Source organism: Chroococcidiopsis sp. [FACHB-1243] (assembly GCF_014696895.1).
Classification (GTDB): Bacteria; Cyanobacteriota; Cyanobacteriia; order Cyanobacteriales; family Chroococcidiopsidaceae; genus Chroococcidiopsis.
Genome location: NZ_JACJQX010000040.1, coordinates 39876 through 61319 on the forward strand (window position 1 = coordinate 39876; position 21444 = coordinate 61319).

General features: G+C 47.1%; 16 protein-coding genes. 11 read left to right on the forward strand and 5 right to left on the reverse strand.

The features are described from left to right. Window positions 1-21: 21 nt before the first annotated feature. The 4 genes from H6G17_RS25090 to H6G17_RS34810 all read right to left on the reverse strand — a co-directional run bounded on the left by H6G17_RS25090 (window position 22) and on the right by H6G17_RS34810 (window position 6445). Entirely contained in the window at window positions 22-1182 is a 1161-nt protein-coding gene (locus H6G17_RS25090) for a HAMP domain-containing sensor histidine kinase (protein ID WP_192161301.1), read from the reverse strand. Between the two features lie 81 nt (window positions 1183-1263). Beyond that, entirely contained in the window at window positions 1264-3513 is a 2250-nt protein-coding gene (locus H6G17_RS25095; protein ID WP_192161302.1) for a hypothetical protein, read from the reverse strand. A gap of 12 nt (window positions 3514-3525) precedes the next feature. Further along, window positions 3526-5745 (reverse strand): hypothetical protein, encoded by a 2220-nt coding sequence (locus tag H6G17_RS25100; RefSeq protein ID WP_192161303.1) that lies wholly within the window; start codon window positions 5743-5745, stop codon window positions 3526-3528. A 421-nt stretch (window positions 5746-6166) separates the two neighbouring features. Next, window positions 6167-6445, reverse strand: a complete 279-nt coding sequence (locus tag H6G17_RS34810) for a hypothetical protein (RefSeq protein WP_347276469.1) — start codon at window positions 6443-6445, stop codon at window positions 6167-6169. Between H6G17_RS34810 and H6G17_RS25105 the strand changes: the two genes are divergently transcribed. From H6G17_RS25105 to H6G17_RS25155, 11 genes are all read left to right on the forward strand, one after another. Continuing rightward, window positions 6390-9455 carry a filamentous hemagglutinin N-terminal domain-containing protein gene (locus H6G17_RS25105; RefSeq protein WP_347276466.1) on the forward strand — a complete coding sequence of 1022 codons (3066 nt, stop codon included), beginning with the start codon at window positions 6390-6392 and terminating at the stop codon, window positions 9453-9455. The two genes, H6G17_RS34810 and H6G17_RS25105, sit on opposite strands and share 56 nt — an antisense overlap. Window positions 9456-9462: 7 nt before the next feature. Next, window positions 9463-12387, forward strand: coding sequence for a CHAT domain-containing protein (locus tag H6G17_RS25110; RefSeq protein ID WP_192161305.1), 2925 nt, complete (start codon window positions 9463-9465; stop codon window positions 12385-12387). A 53-nt stretch (window positions 12388-12440) separates the two neighbouring features. After that, entirely contained in the window at window positions 12441-13247 is an 807-nt protein-coding gene (locus H6G17_RS25115) for a DUF928 domain-containing protein (protein ID WP_192161306.1), read from the forward strand. 8 nt (window positions 13248-13255) lie between these two features. Next, on the forward strand, window positions 13256-15511 hold the full coding sequence (locus H6G17_RS25120; RefSeq protein ID WP_192161307.1) for a CHASE2 domain-containing protein: 2256 nt from the start codon (window positions 13256-13258) through the stop codon (window positions 15509-15511). Further along, window positions 15508-16137, forward strand: coding sequence for a response regulator transcription factor (locus H6G17_RS25125; RefSeq protein ID WP_192161308.1), 630 nt, complete (start codon window positions 15508-15510; stop codon window positions 16135-16137). Before H6G17_RS25120 ends, H6G17_RS25125 begins: the two co-directional genes overlap by 4 nt. Window positions 16138-16424: 287 nt before the next feature. Beyond that, window positions 16425-16952 (forward strand): AraC family transcriptional regulator, encoded by a 528-nt coding sequence (locus tag H6G17_RS25130; protein WP_192161309.1) that lies wholly within the window; start codon window positions 16425-16427, stop codon window positions 16950-16952. 274 nt (window positions 16953-17226) lie between these two features. Continuing rightward, on the forward strand, window positions 17227-17598 hold the full coding sequence (locus tag H6G17_RS25135) for a DUF3291 domain-containing protein (RefSeq protein ID WP_192161310.1): 372 nt from the start codon (window positions 17227-17229) through the stop codon (window positions 17596-17598). Between the two features lie 70 nt (window positions 17599-17668). Continuing rightward, the gene (gene hxlB / locus H6G17_RS25140; protein ID WP_192161311.1) at window positions 17669-18229 is read left to right on the forward strand and encodes a 6-phospho-3-hexuloisomerase; all 561 of its coding nucleotides are present in this window, start codon (window positions 17669-17671) and stop codon (window positions 18227-18229) included. A 48-nt stretch (window positions 18230-18277) separates the two neighbouring features. Further along, a complete protein-coding gene (locus H6G17_RS25145; protein WP_192161312.1) occupies window positions 18278-19009 on the forward strand; it encodes an orotidine 5'-phosphate decarboxylase / HUMPS family protein in 732 nt (243 codons plus the stop codon). 38 nt (window positions 19010-19047) lie between these two features. After that, window positions 19048-20985 (forward strand): GMC family oxidoreductase, encoded by a 1938-nt coding sequence (locus tag H6G17_RS25150; protein WP_192161313.1) that lies wholly within the window; start codon window positions 19048-19050, stop codon window positions 20983-20985. After that, window positions 20982-21161 (forward strand): hypothetical protein, encoded by a 180-nt coding sequence (locus tag H6G17_RS25155; protein WP_192161314.1) that lies wholly within the window; start codon window positions 20982-20984, stop codon window positions 21159-21161. Before H6G17_RS25150 ends, H6G17_RS25155 begins: the two co-directional genes overlap by 4 nt. Before the next feature lie 81 nt (window positions 21162-21242). Here the strand turns inward: H6G17_RS25155 and H6G17_RS33175 are convergent. Beyond that, window positions 21243-21444: hypothetical protein (locus H6G17_RS33175; RefSeq protein ID WP_206757173.1), on the reverse strand; the 202-nt coding region annotated here is incomplete at its 5' end.

Consider the following 21444-nt stretch of genomic DNA (forward strand, 5'->3'; position numbering starts at 1 on the left):
AACAAGAGAAAGTTGTTAGCGTTAAGTTGATGTGAGAGAACGCGGGAGAATCAGTGAAAATTCTGCCCCTTTGACAGGCAAATTTTTTGCCCATAGGTTTCCTTGGTGAGCCAGTACCACTTTTTGGGCGATCGCTAGTCCTAAACCAGTGCCTCCAGAACGGCGAGAATAAAATGGAGTAAATAAATACTGCAAATCGGTTGGTGACAGTCCCGTGCCTTCATCAGCTATGGAAATCAGCACTTCGCTATGAAATACCTGCCAGCCGATCGCGATCGTGCTGCCAATTGGACTAAAGTGGATGGCGTTACTGAGTAAGTTATCGAAAACTTGCTTCATTTGTAAGCGATCGAGGCTCAAGACAACTGAAGTATCGGGATAGCGGATTTGTATTTGTTTTTCGGCAATCCAAGCCTGAAAACCTTGAAGGCTTTCGACAACTAAACCCTGTAAATCTTGTAGGGTGAATCGCAAAGTTTCAGAGTCGCTACAGTAAATCAGTTCTGTTAAATTTCTGTCTAGATCTTGAGTTGTTTCGCGGATAATAGCTGCCCGATCCTGCAAAGTACCTCGTGTTAAACTGCGATAAAGATTTTCGGCATATAATCCAATTAAACTGAGTGGTTGGCGTAACTGATGTCCTACCCGTTGAATAATTTGTTCTAAAATTTTAATTTGATGCTGTTGTTGCAAAGATTCTAAATGACGTTCTAAATATTCGCTAACTAACACTGCTGTTTGTTGGATATATTGCTGCCAACTGAGAGAGAGAATGTCTTTCGCTACAATCAAAAGATACTGGCATTGCTGCTGTTGATAACCATACGGACAAAAATACACGACGGTATTTTCCAGGCGATCGCCAACGATTTGAAGCAGTGAAAAAGCTGGAGGAAATTCCACTAACCAGGTTTCCGAACGTAGATCGGATAATAGATCTGGCGAAAAAGGTAGGAGGGTTTCTGCTGCTACCACTTGTCGCCGCGCTCCAGAAAGGGGATCGATATAGATAATTTGCGCCCAAGCAATTGCCGATTGAGCCGTTAACTGCTCTAATTGAAATTGCAAAAAATCACGCAGCTTTTGAGAGTTATCAGTACTAGATCTACCCTTCAAATTTAGCGGATTTGAGCCTGAAACTAGCTTGAGCCTGCGATTTAAACTGAGTGTTTTGTCCGCCATGATTTTTCTAAAGATGCAGTCTGATTTAAGGTATTAGATAAGAAACAAAAGATGACGAGATCCAAATTATTAAAGTCTTCACTATTTTTTAGGAGCTTTTAAATTTGGGGAGACAGGCTGTGGAAAAGGAAAAGCTGGAGCGAGAGAAGTTGGTGAGGGGGTGGGAGTTGGGGGTGCAGGCTGAACCTGTACGAGAAACGCTTGTTTAACAGATTGTTGCTGGTTGTTAGTGGCGGTGAGAACAATTTGAGATAAATTTGTCGTGGCTTTCAGCGTACTGGAACCGCTAGCCGTCACATTACCAAAAGGATCTAATGATACGTTGAGATCGTCGCCTTTAGTTTGCCACTTCAAAGTAATATTTTGTCCCTCTTTCAAAAACACAGTAGGAGACTGTTGCGGAGTTTTACCATTGAGGGTAAAAGAAATAATTTTTGGTGCTACAGCTATGACTTGAACCTTAATTGTTTCTGAAAGTTGAGGTTGCTGTCGATTCTTGGACTGAGGCTGTAATTGAAGTGTATACCCGCCTGGTGTAGCAGGAAGATTCACGGGTACATCGTTACAGGTTAATTCATCATTGAGCAGTTGCGGACAATTTTGGCGCAAATTTTGAGGAATCTTGCCATTAAAGTTGAAAGTTGTAGGAGCGATCGCAACACCATTGTCACTCTTACCGATCGCTAATAACTGCCTCATTTGACTAAAGTTTTTCACTTTCCAACTTAACAATATGCGATCGCCTTGCTGATATTGAGCTTGTTTTGATGAAAAGCTGACAACTTGTGGTAAAGGTTTTGGCTTAATCTCAACATTTAGCTGTTTGTCGATCGTTGTATTAGAATTTTGTGGTAAAAGTTGCAGGCTAAAGCTATACTTTCCTGCTAACCGTGCTTCTGTAATGAAGTTACGACAATCCAAAATGCGGTTCTGAAATTGGCAAAATTGGCTCAAATTTTGGGGTAGTTGTCTATTTAAATTGAAGCGTTGTGTTGGATTGGAAACTCCATCCTTAGTGGTTGCTAATGTAAGTTGTGCTAAGCGATCGGCATTCAGAATCTTCCAGTTTAGGCGCACTCTCCCTCCTTCAGTATAAATCGGGCTATCCGTGCTAAACTCAGTCAATTCTGGTGGAGAGACAGGCTGGAAAAATATCAGCCAAATCGCAAATCCCAACCCAGAAACTAAGCTGAAACATCCTAAGAGAAGTAGCAGAAATTGCCACCAAGGTCTACTTTTCCACACGAGCATCCCTTGCGGTAGCTTTTCTGGTATGGGTAATCCCTCTAAGTCTTGAAGTTCTACTTGAAATGGGAGCTGTAGCCCAGAGCCAAATAGGGGTCGTTGCCACCAGCGAATCGGTTTAACGCTAATATTGATATCTCTCCGCATACCGATCGGCAGTTGCACGGGTGAAGGTTCGCAGATATATCTACAAAATTCATCCTCATCCTGACTTTTGGCACTAACTTTTAACTGCCGCAATAAGTTTCCCTGGTTCGTCAGTTGCAGTTGATACTGACCTGGTTTGTGGCTGACTCTACCCAAAATTGTTTCTAGTTCTACGCCTAGCGAGTATACGGCTGGTACTTGCAAATACACCAAATCGAGTAAAACCAGATCCGCATCGTTGGTTGATTTCAGTTGCACTGTCGGGGAGTATTGTCCCGCTGGCGTGTCTTCTGGCAAATGGAGATCGAAGATAATTTGTCCTTGCTGGTTTGGGTTTAACTCTAGTCCATCTGCTGCTACTACCAGCCCAGATTCCTGAAATTCAGGTGGTGAATACTTGACAGTAAACCAGTCTTCGTCTGCGTCAAAACAATTTAAATAAAACCGATCGACGCGATCGGCACGATTTTTGACTGTAACGAGTAGCTGTAGCGATCGCCCTGGCTGCACTTGTAAAGGGCGATCGGGATTGGTAGTAGGCGTAAGAGTAAAGGTAGGGTCGTGGAATCGCGTGACTGTTCGCTCTTTAACTAAAACTTGGAGCTGACGCGGGTACTGAATCGGCGTATCTTCAGAATAGTGTTCTGGGGAATCTACTACTAAGGTATAGTCATACGTTCCTGGAAGTGCTTCAAAGGGAATCTGAAACTGAAACGTCACTTCGCCGCTTTGTTGCGGGTCGAGCGCAAGGCGTGTCTGTGTATTAGGACACCACTGGCTGAGGGTTTGGGAAACTCGATCTAAAAAAATATCGATCGCCGCGCCGCGATCGCCCTGGTTGATCGCAATAACGTGAAGTTCTAGCGTTTCTCCAGGAAACCCTGCTTGAGCGTCAACCGGATTGAGAATGATTTGTAAGGGAGTTTGAGTAGCAAACATATCGAGCAATTCCTATTTGAGCAAATGCAGCCTGACTTGAAAATCTTCTCCACCACTGGCAATTAACGTTCTCTGCTGGTTTGCCACCAGATCGATAGACGCGATTCTCCGAGAGAGGCTAGCGACAATCTGCTTTTGAGTCGGATCGTGCTTTTTGTTTTCGGCGATCGCCCAGGCAACAATTTGTCCGTCATCTCCTGCACTGACAAGCCGCCGCCCGTCTGGGGTGAAGCGAATACTTCTCACATCTGCTGGAGATGCTTGCCAGCGATCGGAGATTTCACACTTGGTCTGTGGCAGTTGTGAGCTAGGATATTTCAAATAATTGGATTTCATCATTTGGCATTTTTGCAAGTCCCAAAGAGTGATATAACCATCCGAATCAGCAGTCGCCAACAAGTGAGATTTTGGGGCAAAGGCAATACTCCAGAAAAAGTCATTTTCACCCTGATTCCCAAACTGAGATGAAAGCGAGATTTGAGTAGGGCGAGGATTTCCTGGTTGACTGAGATCCCAATGCAGTAAGCGTTTGAATTGTCCCGTACTGATAAGTACTTTTTCGTCTGGACTTAAGGCGATCGCCCAGACTTGAAACTGAAAGGGAGCGGGGGGAGTAAACGGCTGCGGATTAGAGCCAGATTGACCGCGAGGCGGAATCTGCCACTTGCGCACAGTACCGCTACCATAACCGCTGTATAAATAGCGAGAATTTTGGGTGAATGCCAATGAGAGGACGCGATCGCCTGTTTTATCTTTGCTATCTTTCAGGCTATATTGCTTGCGTCCCGTATTCACATCCCACGCTTGAATCTCACCATTTTCTAAGCCAGCAAAAACTTGGTTATTATTCACTGGGATCAGTTCCAGCGCTCTCACAGCTTGTCCTAGTACTGCTAGTAACCCTTTGGATTCGGGTTTGCGACTACTACAAACCGTGTTTAAGAAATCCTCAGCCAATTCACCTTGGGGACGAAGCGTTTCTGGCTTGGCAAATAGCCAACTTGGGGCGGTTGTCCAACTGCGAATCGTACAATCGTCAGCGCCGCTCAAGACTAGGGGAAAACGACCGCTCGTACCGCTAAAGCGGACGACATTAACTGTAGCGAGATGGGAAATTGATGGTTGTAAGATGACAGCTAACAAAGCCGACAACAAAGCCAGCAAGATGAGAAGCAACCACGTTGGCACAATCGGAAACACTTTTAGCGTCAATACTTGAGTCGTTGGATCTGTGCTGCCTAATATCTGATTAGATAACCAGGCTTTAGCTTCAATCTGTAAGCGTTTAACCCGACCAATCCAAGGGCGTTTGACTTTTACGCTCAATTTTACTGATGTCTCTGTTGCCAATGGCAGATCTGCATTTTCAGGATCGACTTGGAACTGACAGGATTGACAATCTTTTCCCCGCAATTCGATCGCCACTTTTTGCAAGAGGTTACTGGCATTTTTAAACTGTAATTGAAATATGGCAATATTAGATAACCAGTGTCGCAGCTGGCTGCTCTTTGCTGGTAGCCGTTGCTGTGAGGGCTGTACCTCAAATTGCACAAATCCTACTGGTAAGACTTCTAAAATACCTGCGGTACTTACTGTCGCTCCTTCTCGATTTCTGGCAACGACTGTAAATGGATAGTCCTGGCTGGCGGCTTGACTAGCTCCAGGTGGACGGCATTGAAAGGAAATCTCTGCTTGCTGACCTGCTTCGAGCTGCAAGCGTCGTTCGGCAGTGCCGACTGTCCATGTGATGTCTATATCCTTCAAGTCTAGAACAACTTCAGTTGAACGCAATCCTAAGTTTTCCACCTCTACGGGAATGTCAATGGTATTGCGAGGATAAACTTGCAACCGTTGTCTGGGTAAAGTTACGCTTAATAAAGGTGCTTTTTCTCCTGGCTCTACGGTGAGGCGTAATACTAGCCTGCGTTCTGTTGCCAATTGTGGCGAAGAAACTTTGACCGTTAGATTGATATCGCCAACAAAATAGGCTATTGGCGAGGCTAAAATTTCTACCTGAAACTCAGTGCGATCGCCTGGTGGTTTAGCGGCAGAAACTTCAGGTGAGAGACGATACCAAGATTCTCGATCGCCTGCTGCGGCTAAAATTTCCAGTTCAAAAGCTGCAAATTGTTCGCTACGGTTGATCGCTACAACCCCAAAAGTAACGGGGTTTCCAGGTCGGAAGGTAAGGCTTTGCGTTGTCAGTTTGGCATCGATAACATGATTCATCATGATAGAAATTCCTTCCTGCCGTCATTGGCGATCGATAATCAACTTTTCAGAGTAGGAGCGTCCCTTCACTCTTAGACAATGCGATCGCTACTCGTGTCACAGCAGTCTCGCTACTCTGCATTGAGGGACTAGCACAAATTGCGTGTATTACCCCACGCATCAAGAATGGGAATGGAGTTCTAGTATTCGCACTAGTGGACGATCTTGCCATCCTTGGTTTCCAGTCGTATGTTGCTCCATAGCAGCTGCTGGCTGCATTAGATTCTCCTAATTCTATGTAGTTCGAGTGTATTGAGTTCCAATGCTTGACTTCTTTCAGATTCTTACGATGTTTTATCAGATTCTTATTAATCTGGAAACTAGTACGTAGTGCATCACCGTGACCAGCAACTCACAACCGATCGCTACCGCTTTAAATAACTTAATTTGACTGTATCGCTGCACAATGTAGGGTATGCTGACAGAGGTTGGCGATCGCGTGCCTTGTCGTGACTTGAAGCAGCAACATGACTCCTAGCAAGCAATGCGGATTCTGGAAGTTGGTGGGTGCAAGTTGCTTGGCAATGGCTTGCTGCATTGTTGTTTGTGAAGCTGGTGCTTTCGCCCAAATCGTAAGCGATCGCACGCTCCCAAACAGTTCTACTGTGACTGATTCCGGTAATACCAGCACGATTGAGGGCGGAACCTCTGCTGGAAGCAATTTGTTTCACTCTTTTGAGTCGTTTTCTCTCCCTACAGGCAATAGCGCCTATTTTAACAATGGCGCAGACATTACAAATATCTTTAGTCGGGTGACAGGGCGATCGGCTTCTAACATCGACGGTTTAATTCGCGCCAATGGTGGGGCAAACCTATTCTTGCTCAACCCCAATGGAATTATTTTTGGACGCAATGCCAGCCTGAATATTGGTGGTTCGTTTGTCGCCACAACAGCTGATGCAATTGGATTTGGCGATGGGTTTGAATTTAGCGCAAGAAATCCTCAATCTACACCTTTGTTAACTATTAATGTACCTATTGGTTTGCAATTTGGCAGCAATGCTGGAAGTGTTTCGATAAACGGGTCTAGTCTACAGGTAATTCCTGGTAGGAGTTTAGTACTTATTGGCGGCAATGTGAGTATAGATGGCGGGAAACTTGTAGCTCCTTCAGGACGCATGGTGTTGGGGGGAGTCGCAGGAGAAAACACCATCGGACTTTTTCCTATCGGAAATTTCTTTGATTTGAATTTTCCCCAAGGAGTTCCACAAGCGGATGTGTCTCTTACCAATCAAGCTGAAGTAAATGTACTTTCAAGTAGTGGAGGTAGTATAGCAGTCAATGCAGCGAACTTGAATATATCGGGGGGAAGCCAACTGCTGACAGGAATTTCAGGCATTGGCTCACCCAACACTCAGGCGGGAAATATTGAGATTAATACCACAGGGGCAGTAAACCTGGATGGGAGTACTATCTTCAATGTGGTGCAACCAACTGGTGTAGGTAGAGCTGGTGATATCATCATCAAAGCTGAGTCGCTTTCCGTCGCCAATGGGGGTGGCATCCAAGCGAGTACCTTTGGTCAGGGGAATGCAGGTAGCTTGAGAATAGACGCTCGCGATACCGTCTCTTTTAACAATGGTAGTGCTGTTTTTACCACTGTGGAACCAGGGGCGGTGGGGAATGGAAATGATATCCAGATTCAGGCGAGGTCGGTTTCGATCGCCAATGGCTCGTTTCTGACAGCGAGTACCCTAGGTAAAGGAAATGCGGGCAATGTGATTATTGAAGCTCGCGAGACTGTTCTATTCGATCGAGGAAATGCTAACAGTAGTGTGGGTATAGATGACTACCAATATCGTGTAGGAGAAGGCAATGGCGGCAATATTAGCATCACAACAGGCTCACTTGCGCTCGCCAATCAAGCGCAATTGCTTGCTAGCAGCTATGTGCCACAGGGAAATGCAGGCAATGTGAATATAGAAGCTCGCGATCGCATCTCCTTATCTAATGAGAGTTATATATTTAGCCAATTGGTAGGCGCAGCGGGTACTGCGGGTAACATCAACATCTCAACAGGTTCGCTGTGGGTCACTGATGGCTCAATTCTCAGTACTGACACCTTCGGAAACGGAAATGGCGGCAACATCAGCATAAAAGCGCGGGATACCGTCTCTTTTTTGACGGAGGGAGGTGCCTACAGCCTTGTACAGCCTTGGGCTGTGGGCAAAGGGGGCAATATTGACATGACTATCGGCTCTCTAGTTCTTGCTGATGGATCTTTTATAGCAGCAAGCACTTTGGGAACGGGAAATTCTGGCAATGTGACGATTACTGCTTCTGATTCTATTTCCTTAGATGGAGTGAATAAACAAGGATTCTCCGGTGGACTTTATAGCGAGACGGCAACACAAGACATAGGCGATGGAGGCAACATGAATATCAGTGCGCGATCGCTCAAAGTCACTAATGGCGCTCGCGTGGCTACTGATGCCAATGATGAAGCAACAGGAAGTGCTGGCAGTATAAACATTAATGCCACTGATTTTTTATCTTTTGACGGTGTAGGTAGTAATGGGGTTTCTAGTGGTGCATACAGTCGTGTGGAAACACAAGCGGCAGGCAATGCAAATGATATCAACATCACTACGCGATCGCTCTCCTTAACCAACGGTGCTGTAGTAACTGCTAGTACTCAAGGACGTGGAAATGCGGCAAGAATTAAGATTGCTGCCAGCGATTCCGTCTCGATCGATGGAGTAGGTAGCAATGGAGTGTATAGTGGGGTTTCCAACACTGTAGAAACACAAGCTGTCGGTAATGGGAACGACATTGACATTATCACTGGGACGCTTAAACTGACTAATGGTGCTGAACTGTCCAGTAGTAGTAAAGGGGATGGAACGGCTGGCAACTTACGAGTTAATGCTCGCTCCATCCGTCTAGACAACAACGCCTTACTCACTGCTAGTACACAAAGCACTCTTGTCGATCCCAACTCTGAGCAAGCCACAATTAACATTAACTCTCAAAATTTGTTCATCAGTCGCAATAGCAACATTTTCACCAACGCTGAAGGAGAAAATGTCAGTGGGGGCAACATTAACATTGACACCGATTTTCTCATTGCTTTTGAAAACAGTGACATCAGCGCCAATTCAGTGAATGCGCGTGGTGGCAATGTCGCGATTGATGCAACTGGTATCTTTGGGATTGAGGTGCGCGATCGCCCCACTCCCTTTAGCGATATCACCGCTACCGGAGCTAATTCAGCCTTGAGTGGCAACGTCCAACTGAATATCGAACAGGTGGAACTCAACCGTGGACTAGTTGAATTGCCCGCGCAAGTCGTGGATACTTCGGGTTTAATTGCCTCTAGCTGTCGAGCTGCCACCGAAGGCAGTTCTTTTACCATGACCGGACGTGGGGGATTGCCACCGACTCCCCAGCAAGAATTGGACGACGATCCAGTGTGGCGCGATCGGCGTTTGGTGAGAATGAGGGAGCAGGGAGCAGGGAGCAGGGAGCAGGGGGGACAAGGAAGACAAGGGAGACAAGGGGGACAAGGGAGAACAACCAACAACCAACTACCAATTACCAATTACCAACCCGTAGTAGAAGCAACAGGGTGGGCGATTGCTCCCAGCGGAGAGGTGATGCTGACGGCAGCTGCAGCTAATGATGTGTTGCAAAAAGCATTGAGACAACCAAGTAACTGCAACGGGCGGTAATCCTGCTATGTGGAAACGTCAAGGGAAAGCAGGGAAAAGAGAGCTGAGGAAGCTGAGGGAGCAAAACCTACTTTCTTTCCCGACTCCCGACTCCCGAACGCCAGTTGCGAGAGCGGGGGACACCCTACGGTCGGTTGCTACAACGGGGGGCGACGAAGTCCGCGATCGCGCCACCCCCGCAACGCACCGACCTCCCGCACGCAACTGGCTCCTCCCGACTCCCGACTCCCGATTTCCCAAAAAGATTAAATCCGTTTTCATCCACCTAGCCTTAGTAGGAGCGATCGCTGCTGTCTGTCTCCACGCGGGTACGATCTGGGCTTTGGGGGCGGATTTACCTGAAAACTCTAATTTCCACACAAATATCTCGTCCTTACCAAATATTCATGCTGCCGCTCCTACCGATCTAGTGCAACAGGGAGAGGAATTTTACCAGACAGAACAATTCTCAAAAGCGATCGCGGTTTGGCAACAGGCAACTGCAACCTTTGCAGAGCGAGGCGATTCATTGAATCAAGCCCTCGTCCTGAGTTCTCTTGCCACTGCTTTCGAGCAGTTGGGACAATGGACGCAGGCAAACGCGGCAATTGAAAAAGCGATCGCGCTACTCGATCCCCAGCCACCTACGGCAAACGCTAGCCAAATTCTCGCTCAAGCCCTGACTATTCGAGGAAACTTGCAATTGAGTCAAGGGCAAGCGTCACAAGCTTTAGAAACTTGGCAACGAGCGGAAGCCACTTACCGCAAAGTAGGAGATGAGATCGGCATATCCGGCAGCCAAATGAATCAAGCCAGAGCTTTGCAAGCGCAAGGACTAGCTCGACGCGCCGCCACCCTTTTAGCGCAGGTGGAACAAACCTTACAAACTCAACCCGATTCGCTCCTCAAAGTTACGGGTTTACGCAACCTGGGTAAAATTCTCCGGTTAGTTGGCAATCTCGATCGCTCCCATGCCATCTTGCAGCAAAGCTTGACTATGGCTGAAAGAATGCGCGATCAAAAGCAAGTGCCGTTGCAGGAATCTAATGCTTCGATTAGTGGCATTCTACTCAGCCTGGGTAACACCGCCCGCACTCAAGTAGAAACGAACAGCGCCTTGAAATATTATCGCCAATCGACAGCAATTGCCCCCACGAGCGCGACTAAACTTCAAGCCCAGCTCATGGAATTAAGCTTGCTCGTCGAGCAAGAGCGATCGGTAGAGGCACGATCTTTATTGCCCCGAATCCAGTCCCAACTTACCGATCTCCCTCCTAGTCAAGTCGGAATTTATGCCCGAATTCATTTAGCTCAAGCGTTGATGAAATTGGGGAGCAGGGGAAAGAGAGCTGAGGAGGCTTATGATGCTGAGGGAGCTGAGGGAGCAAAACCGACTTCCGACTCCCGACTCCCGACTCCCCGATCGATCGCTCAGCTTCTATCAACTGCAATTGGGCAAGCTAGAAGTTTAAGCGATCGCCGTGCCGAGTCGTATGCTTTGGGTACTTTGGGGAGTCTTTACGAGCAGAACCAACAGTGGAACGAGGCGCAAACACTGACTGGGCAAGCACTGCTCCTAGCTCAAGCAATTGATGCACCGGATATTACCTATCAGTGGCAGTGGCAGCTAGGACGACTGTTGAAAGCACAGTCTGGGAGCGATCGCTCTATTGGGGCGGCAATAGCGGCATATACGGAAGCTATCAATACCCTCCAATCCCTTCGCAGCGATCTAGCGGCGATCGCTCCAGAAGTCCAGTTCTCTTTTCGCGAGAGTGTCGAACCTGTCTATCGACAATTCGCTGAGTTACTGTTGCAATCTCCGCAAGGTAGCACACCTAGTCAGAATCATCTCCAACAAGCACGGCAGGCGATCGAATCGCTTCAGCTGGCGGAACTAGATAACTTTTTTCGGGAAGCTTGTTTAGAGGCGAGATCGGTGCAGGTTGACCAAATTAATCCTCACACAGCAGTTATTTATCCGATTATTTTACCTAATCGTCTCGCTGTCATTCTTGCCTTACCTAAACAACCCTTGAGTTATTATGAAACACCTTTACCGCAAGCCGAAATCGAGCGCATTATAGATAGAATGCGGCAATCCCTCAGAGCTACTTCTTTTACACAAGAACGGCTGCCGATCGCCCAACGTCTATATGACTTACTCCTACGTCCAGCACAAGCAAAGCTAGCAGCTAGTAAGATCGCCAACCTAGTGTTTGTGCTAGATGGTTCTCTGCAAAATTTGCCAATGGCAGCACTCTACGACGGTCAGCATTATCTGATCGAAAATTACAGCATTGCCTTAGCTCCAGGTTTACAACTGCTGCCACCCCAATCGTTAGAACGCCAACAGCTAAAAGCATTAGTCGGGGGCTTGAGTCAGCCCCGTCGAGGATTTTCTGCTTTACCAGAAGTTGTATCCGAAGTCAATAAGATTACATCCCAAGTGCCGACAAAGATTCTCCTCGACCAAACTTTTACCAATACGACATTGCAGCATCAAATTGATTCATCTCCTTTTTCAGTCGTTCATCTAGCAACCCACGGTCAGTTTAGTTCTAAGGCTGAGGATACCTTTTTTCTAACTTGGGACGGGCAGGTGAATGTCAAACAATTAGATCGGCTGCTGAGAGCCAGGGAAGAAGGCGACAGCCCAATTGAATTGCTGGTGCTGAGTGCCTGTCAAACAGCTACAGGCGATCGCCGCGCCGCTTTAGGTATGGCTGGCGTTGCCCTGCGAGCCGGAGCGCGTAGTACACTAGCATCGCTGTGGTCGGTCAGCGATCGCTCCACCACATCGCTCATGGTTGAGTTCTACCGAGAACTAGGCAAGCCAGGAGTGTCAAAAGCTGAAGCCGTGCGTCGCTCTCAGCTATCCCTATTAAAACAGTCCCAGTACCAGCATCCGTATTACTGGGCTGCATTTGTGCTTTTGGGAAATTGGCTTTAGATCGGTGTAGAGATATTACATATAACGTCTCTACACCGATCTCTGAAAGCGGTATGCTAATGTTAGGAGTTTTGTTACAAAGCTTGCGATCGCGAGATCCAGAGGTATTTATGAAAGCCTTTTTGCATTCTGCCTCCGTGTCGATCGCGCTGGCTCTAGAATTAGCAATCACTCCAGTCTTTGTAGAAACAGCAATAGCTCAGTCTAATACTCCCAAAGGCGACGCTCGCCGCGATCGCACTGAAGATCGATTACCACTACCACCCCAAAATCCTAATAGCACGACTGGCGGAGGTCGGCGCGATCGCAGTGCGTGTCGTCAAGATCCACAGAATTCTGCCCAGTTGCTGACTGCTTTGAGTCCAACTACCAAACCTGGTTTAACCCTAGCAGAACGTCCGACATTTCTCGTTTACGTGCCGCAAACATCCGCTCGGTCTGTAGAATTTAGCCTGCTCGACTCCAACAATCGCGGGATCTATCAAACAACCTTTGCCCTAACCAAAACTTCTGGTCTAGTCAGTTTTACCTTACCACCTGACGCACCACCCTTAGAAGCGGACAAAGATTACATTTGGTCTTTTGCGCTAATTTGCGATCGCCAAAACCGACTGGAAGACCGATTTATCACTGGAAAAGTGCGACGCATCAGTCTCGATCCATCCCTCACTAAAATCGAATCAGCAGCACCGAAGCAGCGCCTTGCTGCGTATCAAAAAGCTGGCATTTGGTATGAAACACTCTCTACCTTAGTCGAACTACAACGCTTCCAACCAAACGATTCCAACTTGAGGGCAGCTTGGCAAGAAGTTTTACAATCTGGCGGATTAAACGACGACATCGCCAATAAATTCAAATAATTCTAGCTATGTGGGCAATCCTAAAACAGCAAATTTGGCAATGGCATGGAGTATCGATCGCAGCTCCTTGTGTCGCTGGAATAGTCGTTGCTCTGCGCTTGATCGGAGCAATGCAACTATTGGAATTGGTGACGCTGGATGAATTTTTTCGTCTCCGTCCTGCTGAACCTGCCGATCCTCGAATTGTCATCGTGACGATTGACGAATCGGATATCAAAACATTAAGACATTGGCCCATGTCAGATGCCGTATTGGCTCGCTTGCTGTTGTTGCTCAAACAACAGCAACCTAAAGTTATTGGACTCGATTTGTATCGAGATTTACCAGTAGAGCCTGGTCATCGGGAATTGGTTAAAGTCTTTACTTCGACACCAAACTTGATTGGGATCGAGAAAGTTGTAAAAAGTGCTGGCAGTGAAGCAGTTGCAGCACCACCCGTCTTGAAACGGCTCGGTCAAGTTAGCGCCGTCGATTTCGTGTTGGATATAGATGGCAAACTCCGGCGTAGTATACTGAATTTGAGAACTGGGGACGATCGCCCGATTTTAAGTTTGGGAGCCGCACTGGCTTTTAAGTATCTTGCTACTCAAGGCATTACCCCTCAAGTCGTCGATCGCAGCAAGAGACAGTTAAGGTTAGGTCGAGCGACGTTCGCCCCTTTACAGGCTCAGGACGGCGGTTATATCGGTGCTGATGTGGGGGGCTACCAGATTTTGTCAAATCCTCGCAGACTGCGGCATGGTTTCCGCACGATTTCATTAACCCAAGTTTTACAGGGACGGATGCCCCCAGATCTGGTGCGCGATCGCATCGTCTCGATCGGTGTGAAGGCTGAAAGCGTCAGAGACAGCTTTTACACCGCCTTTTCAACTAGCCCAGACACGGCGATTGCTGGGGTTGAAGTTCACGCCCAACTGACTAGCGAACTGTTGAGTGCAGCTTTAGACGGGCGACCTTTACTTCGGACTTGGGCTGAGCCGTTAGAGTGGTTGTGGATTTTGCTCTGGGCGGGAATTGGTGCGGCGATCGGCTGGAAATCGCCATCTCCTCAATGGACGACAATAGGTGTTTTGCTTGGCGGGATGCTACTTTTAGGTGGCGCATACCTGCTGTTTTTAGTTGGCTGGTGGTTAATTGCGATCCCGCCGCTATTTGCCTTAGTCGGAGCAGCGATCGCTAGTAGCGGCTACCTGCTTTGGCAAAACCTAAAACTATCTCACCAACAATTAGAAGATTACGCCCAAACGCTAGAACAAAACATCGCCGCACGCACTTTGGAATTAGCGCGGGAAAAAGAACTTTTGCAAACAATTGTCGATCGCATTCCCGTCATGGTGTTGCTCTACGATGCTAATGGACGATTACAATTCGTCAATCGAGAAGTAAAACGTCTTGTAGGTTGGTCTGCGGCAGACTTTGCCAACAATAACTTCATGATAGAATGCTTTCCCAATCCAGAACAGCGCCAGTTAGTTATAGCTCACAAGATGGCAGCGACAGGAAAATGGCTGGATGTAGAAATTAAAACAAAAGACAATCGCTATCTGGATACGAGTTGGGCAAACATTCGGCTCAGCAACGGGATGAGTATTGGCATCGGGCAGGATATTAGCGATCGCAAACGTGCCGAGGAAGCGATCGTTTTAGAAGAACGCAACCGCATGGCGCGAGAAATCCATGACACCTTGGCACAAGCTTTCACTGGCATTCTGATCCATGTCAGGACTGCTTCAAATAAATTATCCACAAATCCTCCTGATGCCGTCCAAGTATATCTGGAAACTGTAGGCGATCTAGCTCGAACTGGACTTGCAGAGGCACGGCGCTCGGTAGAAGCACTCCGCCGCCCCTACTTGCTGGAAAACAATAACTTGCACAGTGCGCTCAACCGTCTGGCGACACAAATGGGATCGTCCTCTAACACGCAAATTGTTTGCCACGCGATCGATACGCCATATCCCCTACCTGCTGAGGTTGAGAATAATCTGTTACGGATCGGGCAGGAAGCATTAACCAATGCTCTCAAATATGCCCAAGCAAGCGAAATTCGGATCGAGCTAATTTACGAATCAACACGATGTCTTTTGCAGATCGAAGATAATGGACGAGGGTTTGCGATCGACAGCCATCCCAGTAGCAACGGCTTTGGTTTGCGGGGAATGGCAGAACGTGCCGATCGCATTGGAGCGCAATTACAGATCCAAAGCACGCCAGGAGGGGGAACTTCCGTAATTGTGTCGGTGAGTCGAGAGAAGTCATCATGAAACAGTCCAGCAAAATTCGCCTCCTGGTGGTTGACGATCATCCTGTCGTGCGCCAAGGCTTAGTCGGAATGCTAGAGGAAGCCCCAGACATCACCGTTGTCGGGCAAGCTAGCAACGGGCGCGAGGCGATAGAAATCTTTCGCCAACAACAGCCCGATCTCACCCTGATGGATTTGCGGATGCCCAAAATGGACGGCGTTGCTGCTATTACTGCGATCTGTAGCGAGTTCGATCGCGCCCGAATTGTCATCCTCAGCACTTATGACAGTGACGAGGATATTTATCGCGGACTGCGGGCAGGGGCAAAGGGCTATTTACTCAAGGATGCCGAACCAAAAGAACTACTGGCAGCTATACGTACTGTTTGCAGGGGTCAACAGTACATCCCGCCCACAGTGGGAGCCAAACTCGTGCAGCGCATGACTAGCCCAGAATTGAGCGATCGCGAATTGGAGGTACTCCAGCTGATCGCCACGGGCAAGAGTACCCCAGAAATTAGCAAGATGCTGCACATCACCGATCGCACTGTCAATTTTCACATCAACCATATTTTGAGCAAGTTGGGAGTTAATGACCGAACGCAGGCGATCCTTATCGGACTGCGGCGAGGGATTGTCACTTTGTAACTCAATACTTCTCGATTAGATCGTACAGCCATTGGAGATCCCCTTTAAAAAGGGGAAACTAGGTCGTGTCTTAGCCCCCCAACCCCCCGATGAATTGGGGGGATCGAATCAAAACCTGCGAAGTATTAACTTTATAATCCGTTAGTTGTAACACGTACCTGTCAAAAATATCAGCTCCAAATCTGAAATTCTTCTCAGCGACAAAATTCTATCTATTTTCTAAAGTGAGAACATCGAGGCGTTTAACTACCGTCACGAGTTATTCAAAATTTAGAAAATAAGTCCTTATGAACTTCCTTATAAATAAACCAATCGATCGCAATAGGCTACTCGTGCCACCAATCGCTAAAGATAACGGAAGCTTATCCCATGCCCAATTGCAACCAGCGATCGATTATATTCACGCTCACCTTGACCGAGATTTATCACTGCTTGAAATTGCTAAAGTCATCAATATTAGCCCGACTTATTTTGCTAGTTTGTTCAAACGCACTACAGGGATTTCACCGCATCAGTACGTGATTCAACAGCGGGTAAAGCGAGCAAAGCTGCTGCTTTCAAAAACTGATTTGGCGATTGCTAACATTGCAATACAAGTGGGTTTCTCCAGTCAAAGCCACCTCACGCAACAATTTAAACGTCTCACGGGAATGACACCAAAACAGGTTCGCCAAAACCAGATTAGATCGGCGGCGTACTCATTCCTGGTTTTTCGGTACGGGGTCTTTGGTTCTCAGATTAATAGGAATCTGATAAAACGTTGTAAGAATTTGAAAGAAGTCGAGCCTTGGAACTCAATACACTCTATTTATTAACTTACTGACTTACTGACTTACTGACTTACTGACTTACTACACAATTTCACTATTTAGCAAAATAGAAAGGTTGTCTCATGAATAGTCGTGATACTTTTCTATCCTGGAAATCTAGCATAGCTACTAGTGAAACTGCAATCTCCAAATCCGAGCCAAAGATTGAATCCATCCATGACTCAGCTAACGATCTAAAGTCTAATCGAAATAAGCTAACTGCTAAATGGGTAATGGAAGACGGAAAGTTGGTTTGTCACTGGATAAAAAGAGAGTAAAAATGGCATTTGTTTCTGTTACTCGTTTGAAATTGCGTTCTTGGCGCTACTTACCTCCTTTTCTTCGGCATTCAACCGCGAGCATTTATCAAGCAAAAGCCGCTAGAGGCAATCTTCAGGTGACAACTCAAAGACACGGGCGAGACTTCTGGAGGCTAACAGTTTGGGAAGACGAAGCAGTGATGATGGATTTCATGCGATCGGCAGCGCATCGGGACGCAATGCCAAAGATCTCAGAGTTGAGCGAGTCAGCCTCTACCGTCTATTGGCAGCAAGAAAGTACTAAATTGCCCAATTGGAACGAAGCAGAACACATCTTGTGGGAGAAGGGAAGACATACTACGTTTGACGGACAAACGCCTATATCGCAGTAGGAAGCTGATGATTTCAATATTCTATTTAGTCTCGATTGTAAAACATTTTACAAGCATTTTTATTGAGCCAATGCAAGCAATTTTTACTCAAGCGATTGGATTAGTTTTGGCAGAAAATCAGCGCGTCTTGCATACAATCGCTTATCCAAAAGTCGAACAACTGGCGCAGAAAATTGTAGACGCAGAGCGAATCTTTGTCATGGGTGAAGGTCGTAGCGGCTTGGTAATCCGAATGGCAGCAATGCGACTGATGCATTTGGGTTGCCAAGTCTACGTCGTAGGTGAAACAACGACACCATCGATTCGATCCACCGATTTGCTCATCGCTTGTTCTGGATCGGGCAGTACTGAAACTGTGTGTGCGATCGCGGCTCAAGCAAAGGCAGTTGGAGCATACCTTGTCGGAGTAACGGTTAACAAGCAATCTTTTTTAGGGCAACTCGTCGATCTGACCATTGAACTAGCAGCGGCGACAAAACAAGATTTTGACAACGGCGCATCGCAGCAATTTGCCGGTTCTTTATTTGAGCAATCAACTCTACTATTTTTTGATGCTCTGTTCCATGTTCTGTCGCAAATGCTCAACAAAAATGCTCAGTTACTCCTAGCTTCGCACGCCAATTTAGAGTAATGTTTTGCCCTCGATTGGATCAAATAATATCGCCAACAAAATAATACCATGAAACCTTATCTTTGGATCGCTTACGATTACACCTCTACGTCACAATGCTTAGCAATGTTGGATACAATTCTGGAAAAGCACCCAGATCGAGACATTATTCATGAAATCGGTAGACCGACGCTGCTTCATGCGGCGCTAGAGGGAGTGAGTATCGTTACAGAATTTCGCAAACGATTGAACAATCGTCAAATGCTCGTAGCTGACTTTAAAGGCTTTGATGTTCCCTATAGTGCAGAAGGTAGTTATTACTATGCGGCTGGAGTCGATTTAATTACAGTCATGGCAGCGGCTCCAAATGAAGCGATTCAAGAAGCGATTGTGGGTGCAAACGTTCATCAGAAACTCGTTGCCTTCGATCTAATGACTTACCAAGATGAAAATTGGAAAGTTACGAGAGCGCAGGAGTTAGCAAATTTGGGAGCGAGCTTAGTCAGTTGTCATACAGGTTGGAACGAACAAGCGGCTGGAAAGAACCCACTCGCACTGATTGAAAAGGTTTGTCAACAACTAAAAGATACCTCTACTCAGGTCATCCCAATGGGAGGACTCAAGCCCAGTAGTATAGAAGAATTGAAACCGTATGCTAAGCAGATTTTCGCGATCGCTGTTGGCAGTGCGATTACCAGAAGCAACGATCCCAACGCGGCGATCGCCCAGTTCCAACTTGAAATCGATCGGTTAAGTTCCCGTCCACTTTCTAATGCTCCGTGGGCAGCGCTCGAACGATAAAAAGCAAGTTGCATTCCATACTAGGATGAGAAAAATTTATGCTCGATCGCTCTTTAAATCGTCGTCGCTTTCTGCAAAATGCTGCCCTATTCTCAACTGGGTTAGTCACTTCATTAGCCTATCAGAAGAAAGCTGTTGCTATCGACCCGTCAGCGCCAGTTGAATACATCGTAGTTGGTTCCGGTGCGGGTGGCGGTCCTCTCGCTGTCAATTTGGCAAAGGCAGGTCACAAAGTCGTTTTGATCGAAGCAGGTAGCGATGGTGAAGGCGACGATCTGATTCAAGTGCCATTATTCAGCCCGCTCGTCGGCGAAGATCCAAGAGTGAGATGGGATTACTTCGTGCGACAGTATGCAGACGAATCACGTCAAAAGCGCAATAGTAAGTATGTTGCTGACCGAGGCGGGGTATTGTATCCGCGCGCTGGTACGCTGGGCGGATGCACCGTGCATAATTTGATGATTACGATTTATCCCAATAACAGTGATTGGGATGCGATCGCCGAGCTAACTGGCGATCCTAGCTGGAAAGCCGAGAATATGCGCAAGTACTTCGAGCGCCTGGAGCAGAACCGCTATGTCGAGCGATCGGTAGGCACGGACAACCCAACACGTCATGGATTTGATGGCTGGCTGACAACCGAGATTACCGATCCGGCACTGTTTGCTCAGGATAGTAACATGAAGCGGATTTTGCTATCTGCCGAGCGTGAAGCGGGAGCCAAAAACCTGCTTGACAAATTCTTCCGCCAGGAACTCGACCCTAATTCTTGGGAAGTTACCCTCAAGGATGCCGAAGGACTCTACAATATTCCGCAAGCAACTCGTAACGGTCGGCGGCGTGGTCCTCGCGATTTAATTAGAGAAACTGCCGCCGCGCTACCAAATAATCTAATTGTGAAAACTAACACCCTAGTCACTCGCGTGATTTTCCGTGGCAAGGATGCAGTTGGTGTTGAGTACCTTGAGGGCGCTCATCTTTATCGCGCCGATCCGCAGGCTCCGCTCGATGGAGCGGAACCTGGATCTAGAAAGGTAATGTATGCTGCTCGCGAAACGATCTTGGCAGCAGGAGCTTTTAACAGTCCACAAATTCTCAAACTCTCCGGCATTGGTCCAGCAGATGAACTGCGTCAACATGGGATCGAGCAAATCGTTAATCTTCCAGGTGTTGGCGAGAACTTGCAAGACCGCTATGAAGTCGGTGTGATAACGCAGATGAATTCGGATTTTAATCTCACTCAGAACTGTACTCCAGGAAAACCGTCAGATCCTTGTATGGCTCAGTTTGAGCAGGGTAAGGGGATCTACACAAACAACGCCACGTTCGCCGGTCATATTCGCAAGTCCGATCCAGCTAGACCTGTTCCCGACCTGTTCATCTTTGGTTTGCCTGTACCCTACCAAGGCTATTATCCTGGTTGGTCTAAGCCCCTTTCAAAAGTAGAAAACCAATTTAGCTGGACTGTGCTGAAAGCGCACACGCGCAATCGCGCCGGAACCGTAAAACTACGCTCATCTGACCCACGGGATACTCCCGAAATCAACTTCCATTACTTTACCGAAGGCAGCGACATTGAAGGCGAGGATTTGGCATCTGTTGTGAATGGAGTAGAATTCGTGCGTCGCATGAACGCGCATATTGCAGATATCTCAAAAGAGGTGATTCCAGGTTCGACGGTGCGATCGCGTGAAGAGATTGGCAAATTTGCAGAGGCTGAGGCATGGGGTCATCATGCTTCATGCACGAACAAAATAGGTCCAAAAAGCGATCCTATGGCTGTGGTTGATAGTGAGTTTCGCGTTCACGGTGTACGTAATCTGCGCGTTGTAGATGCTTCAGTCTTCCCCCGCGTTCCTGGCTACTTTATCGTCACACCAATCTACATGATTAGTGAAAAAGCAAGTGACGTTATCTTAGCCAGCGCCAAAAGTCAAAGGATCTTGCCTGTCTATGAAAAAAGGAGAAAAACATGAAACTTTGTAAACCGATCGCAATGGCTACGCTCATAATTATGGGACTGAATGGTCAAAGCGTCCTCGCAGACAATAAAAGAGCAATTCCCATCGTTGGTCTATGGGTGAATGGCACTAAGATAAGCTCTAAGCTATATCCCATATGTATTACAGCCATTCATGCTCTGAAGCAGTAAACGGGTAGGTGCGCTCGCTCACTTCTAGCAGGTACTGTGGAATGGATGCGATAACGGTGGAGGGGTTGTCCAAAATTTTCTTTAGATAGGAAAAGGTATTACAGTTGTATTTAAGCAGAGGAAAGACCAGCTCGTTTTTGAAAATGCCAGTAACGCGCAGTCGCGTTCTGGGGCACGTCGCCAATAAGACCACTGTAAAATGTGTTCGAGACACCAAACCGTAGGAAATAAGAGTCTAGATACCCATCGCTTCATCTGCCAAATACTTAGATGGATAATAAAC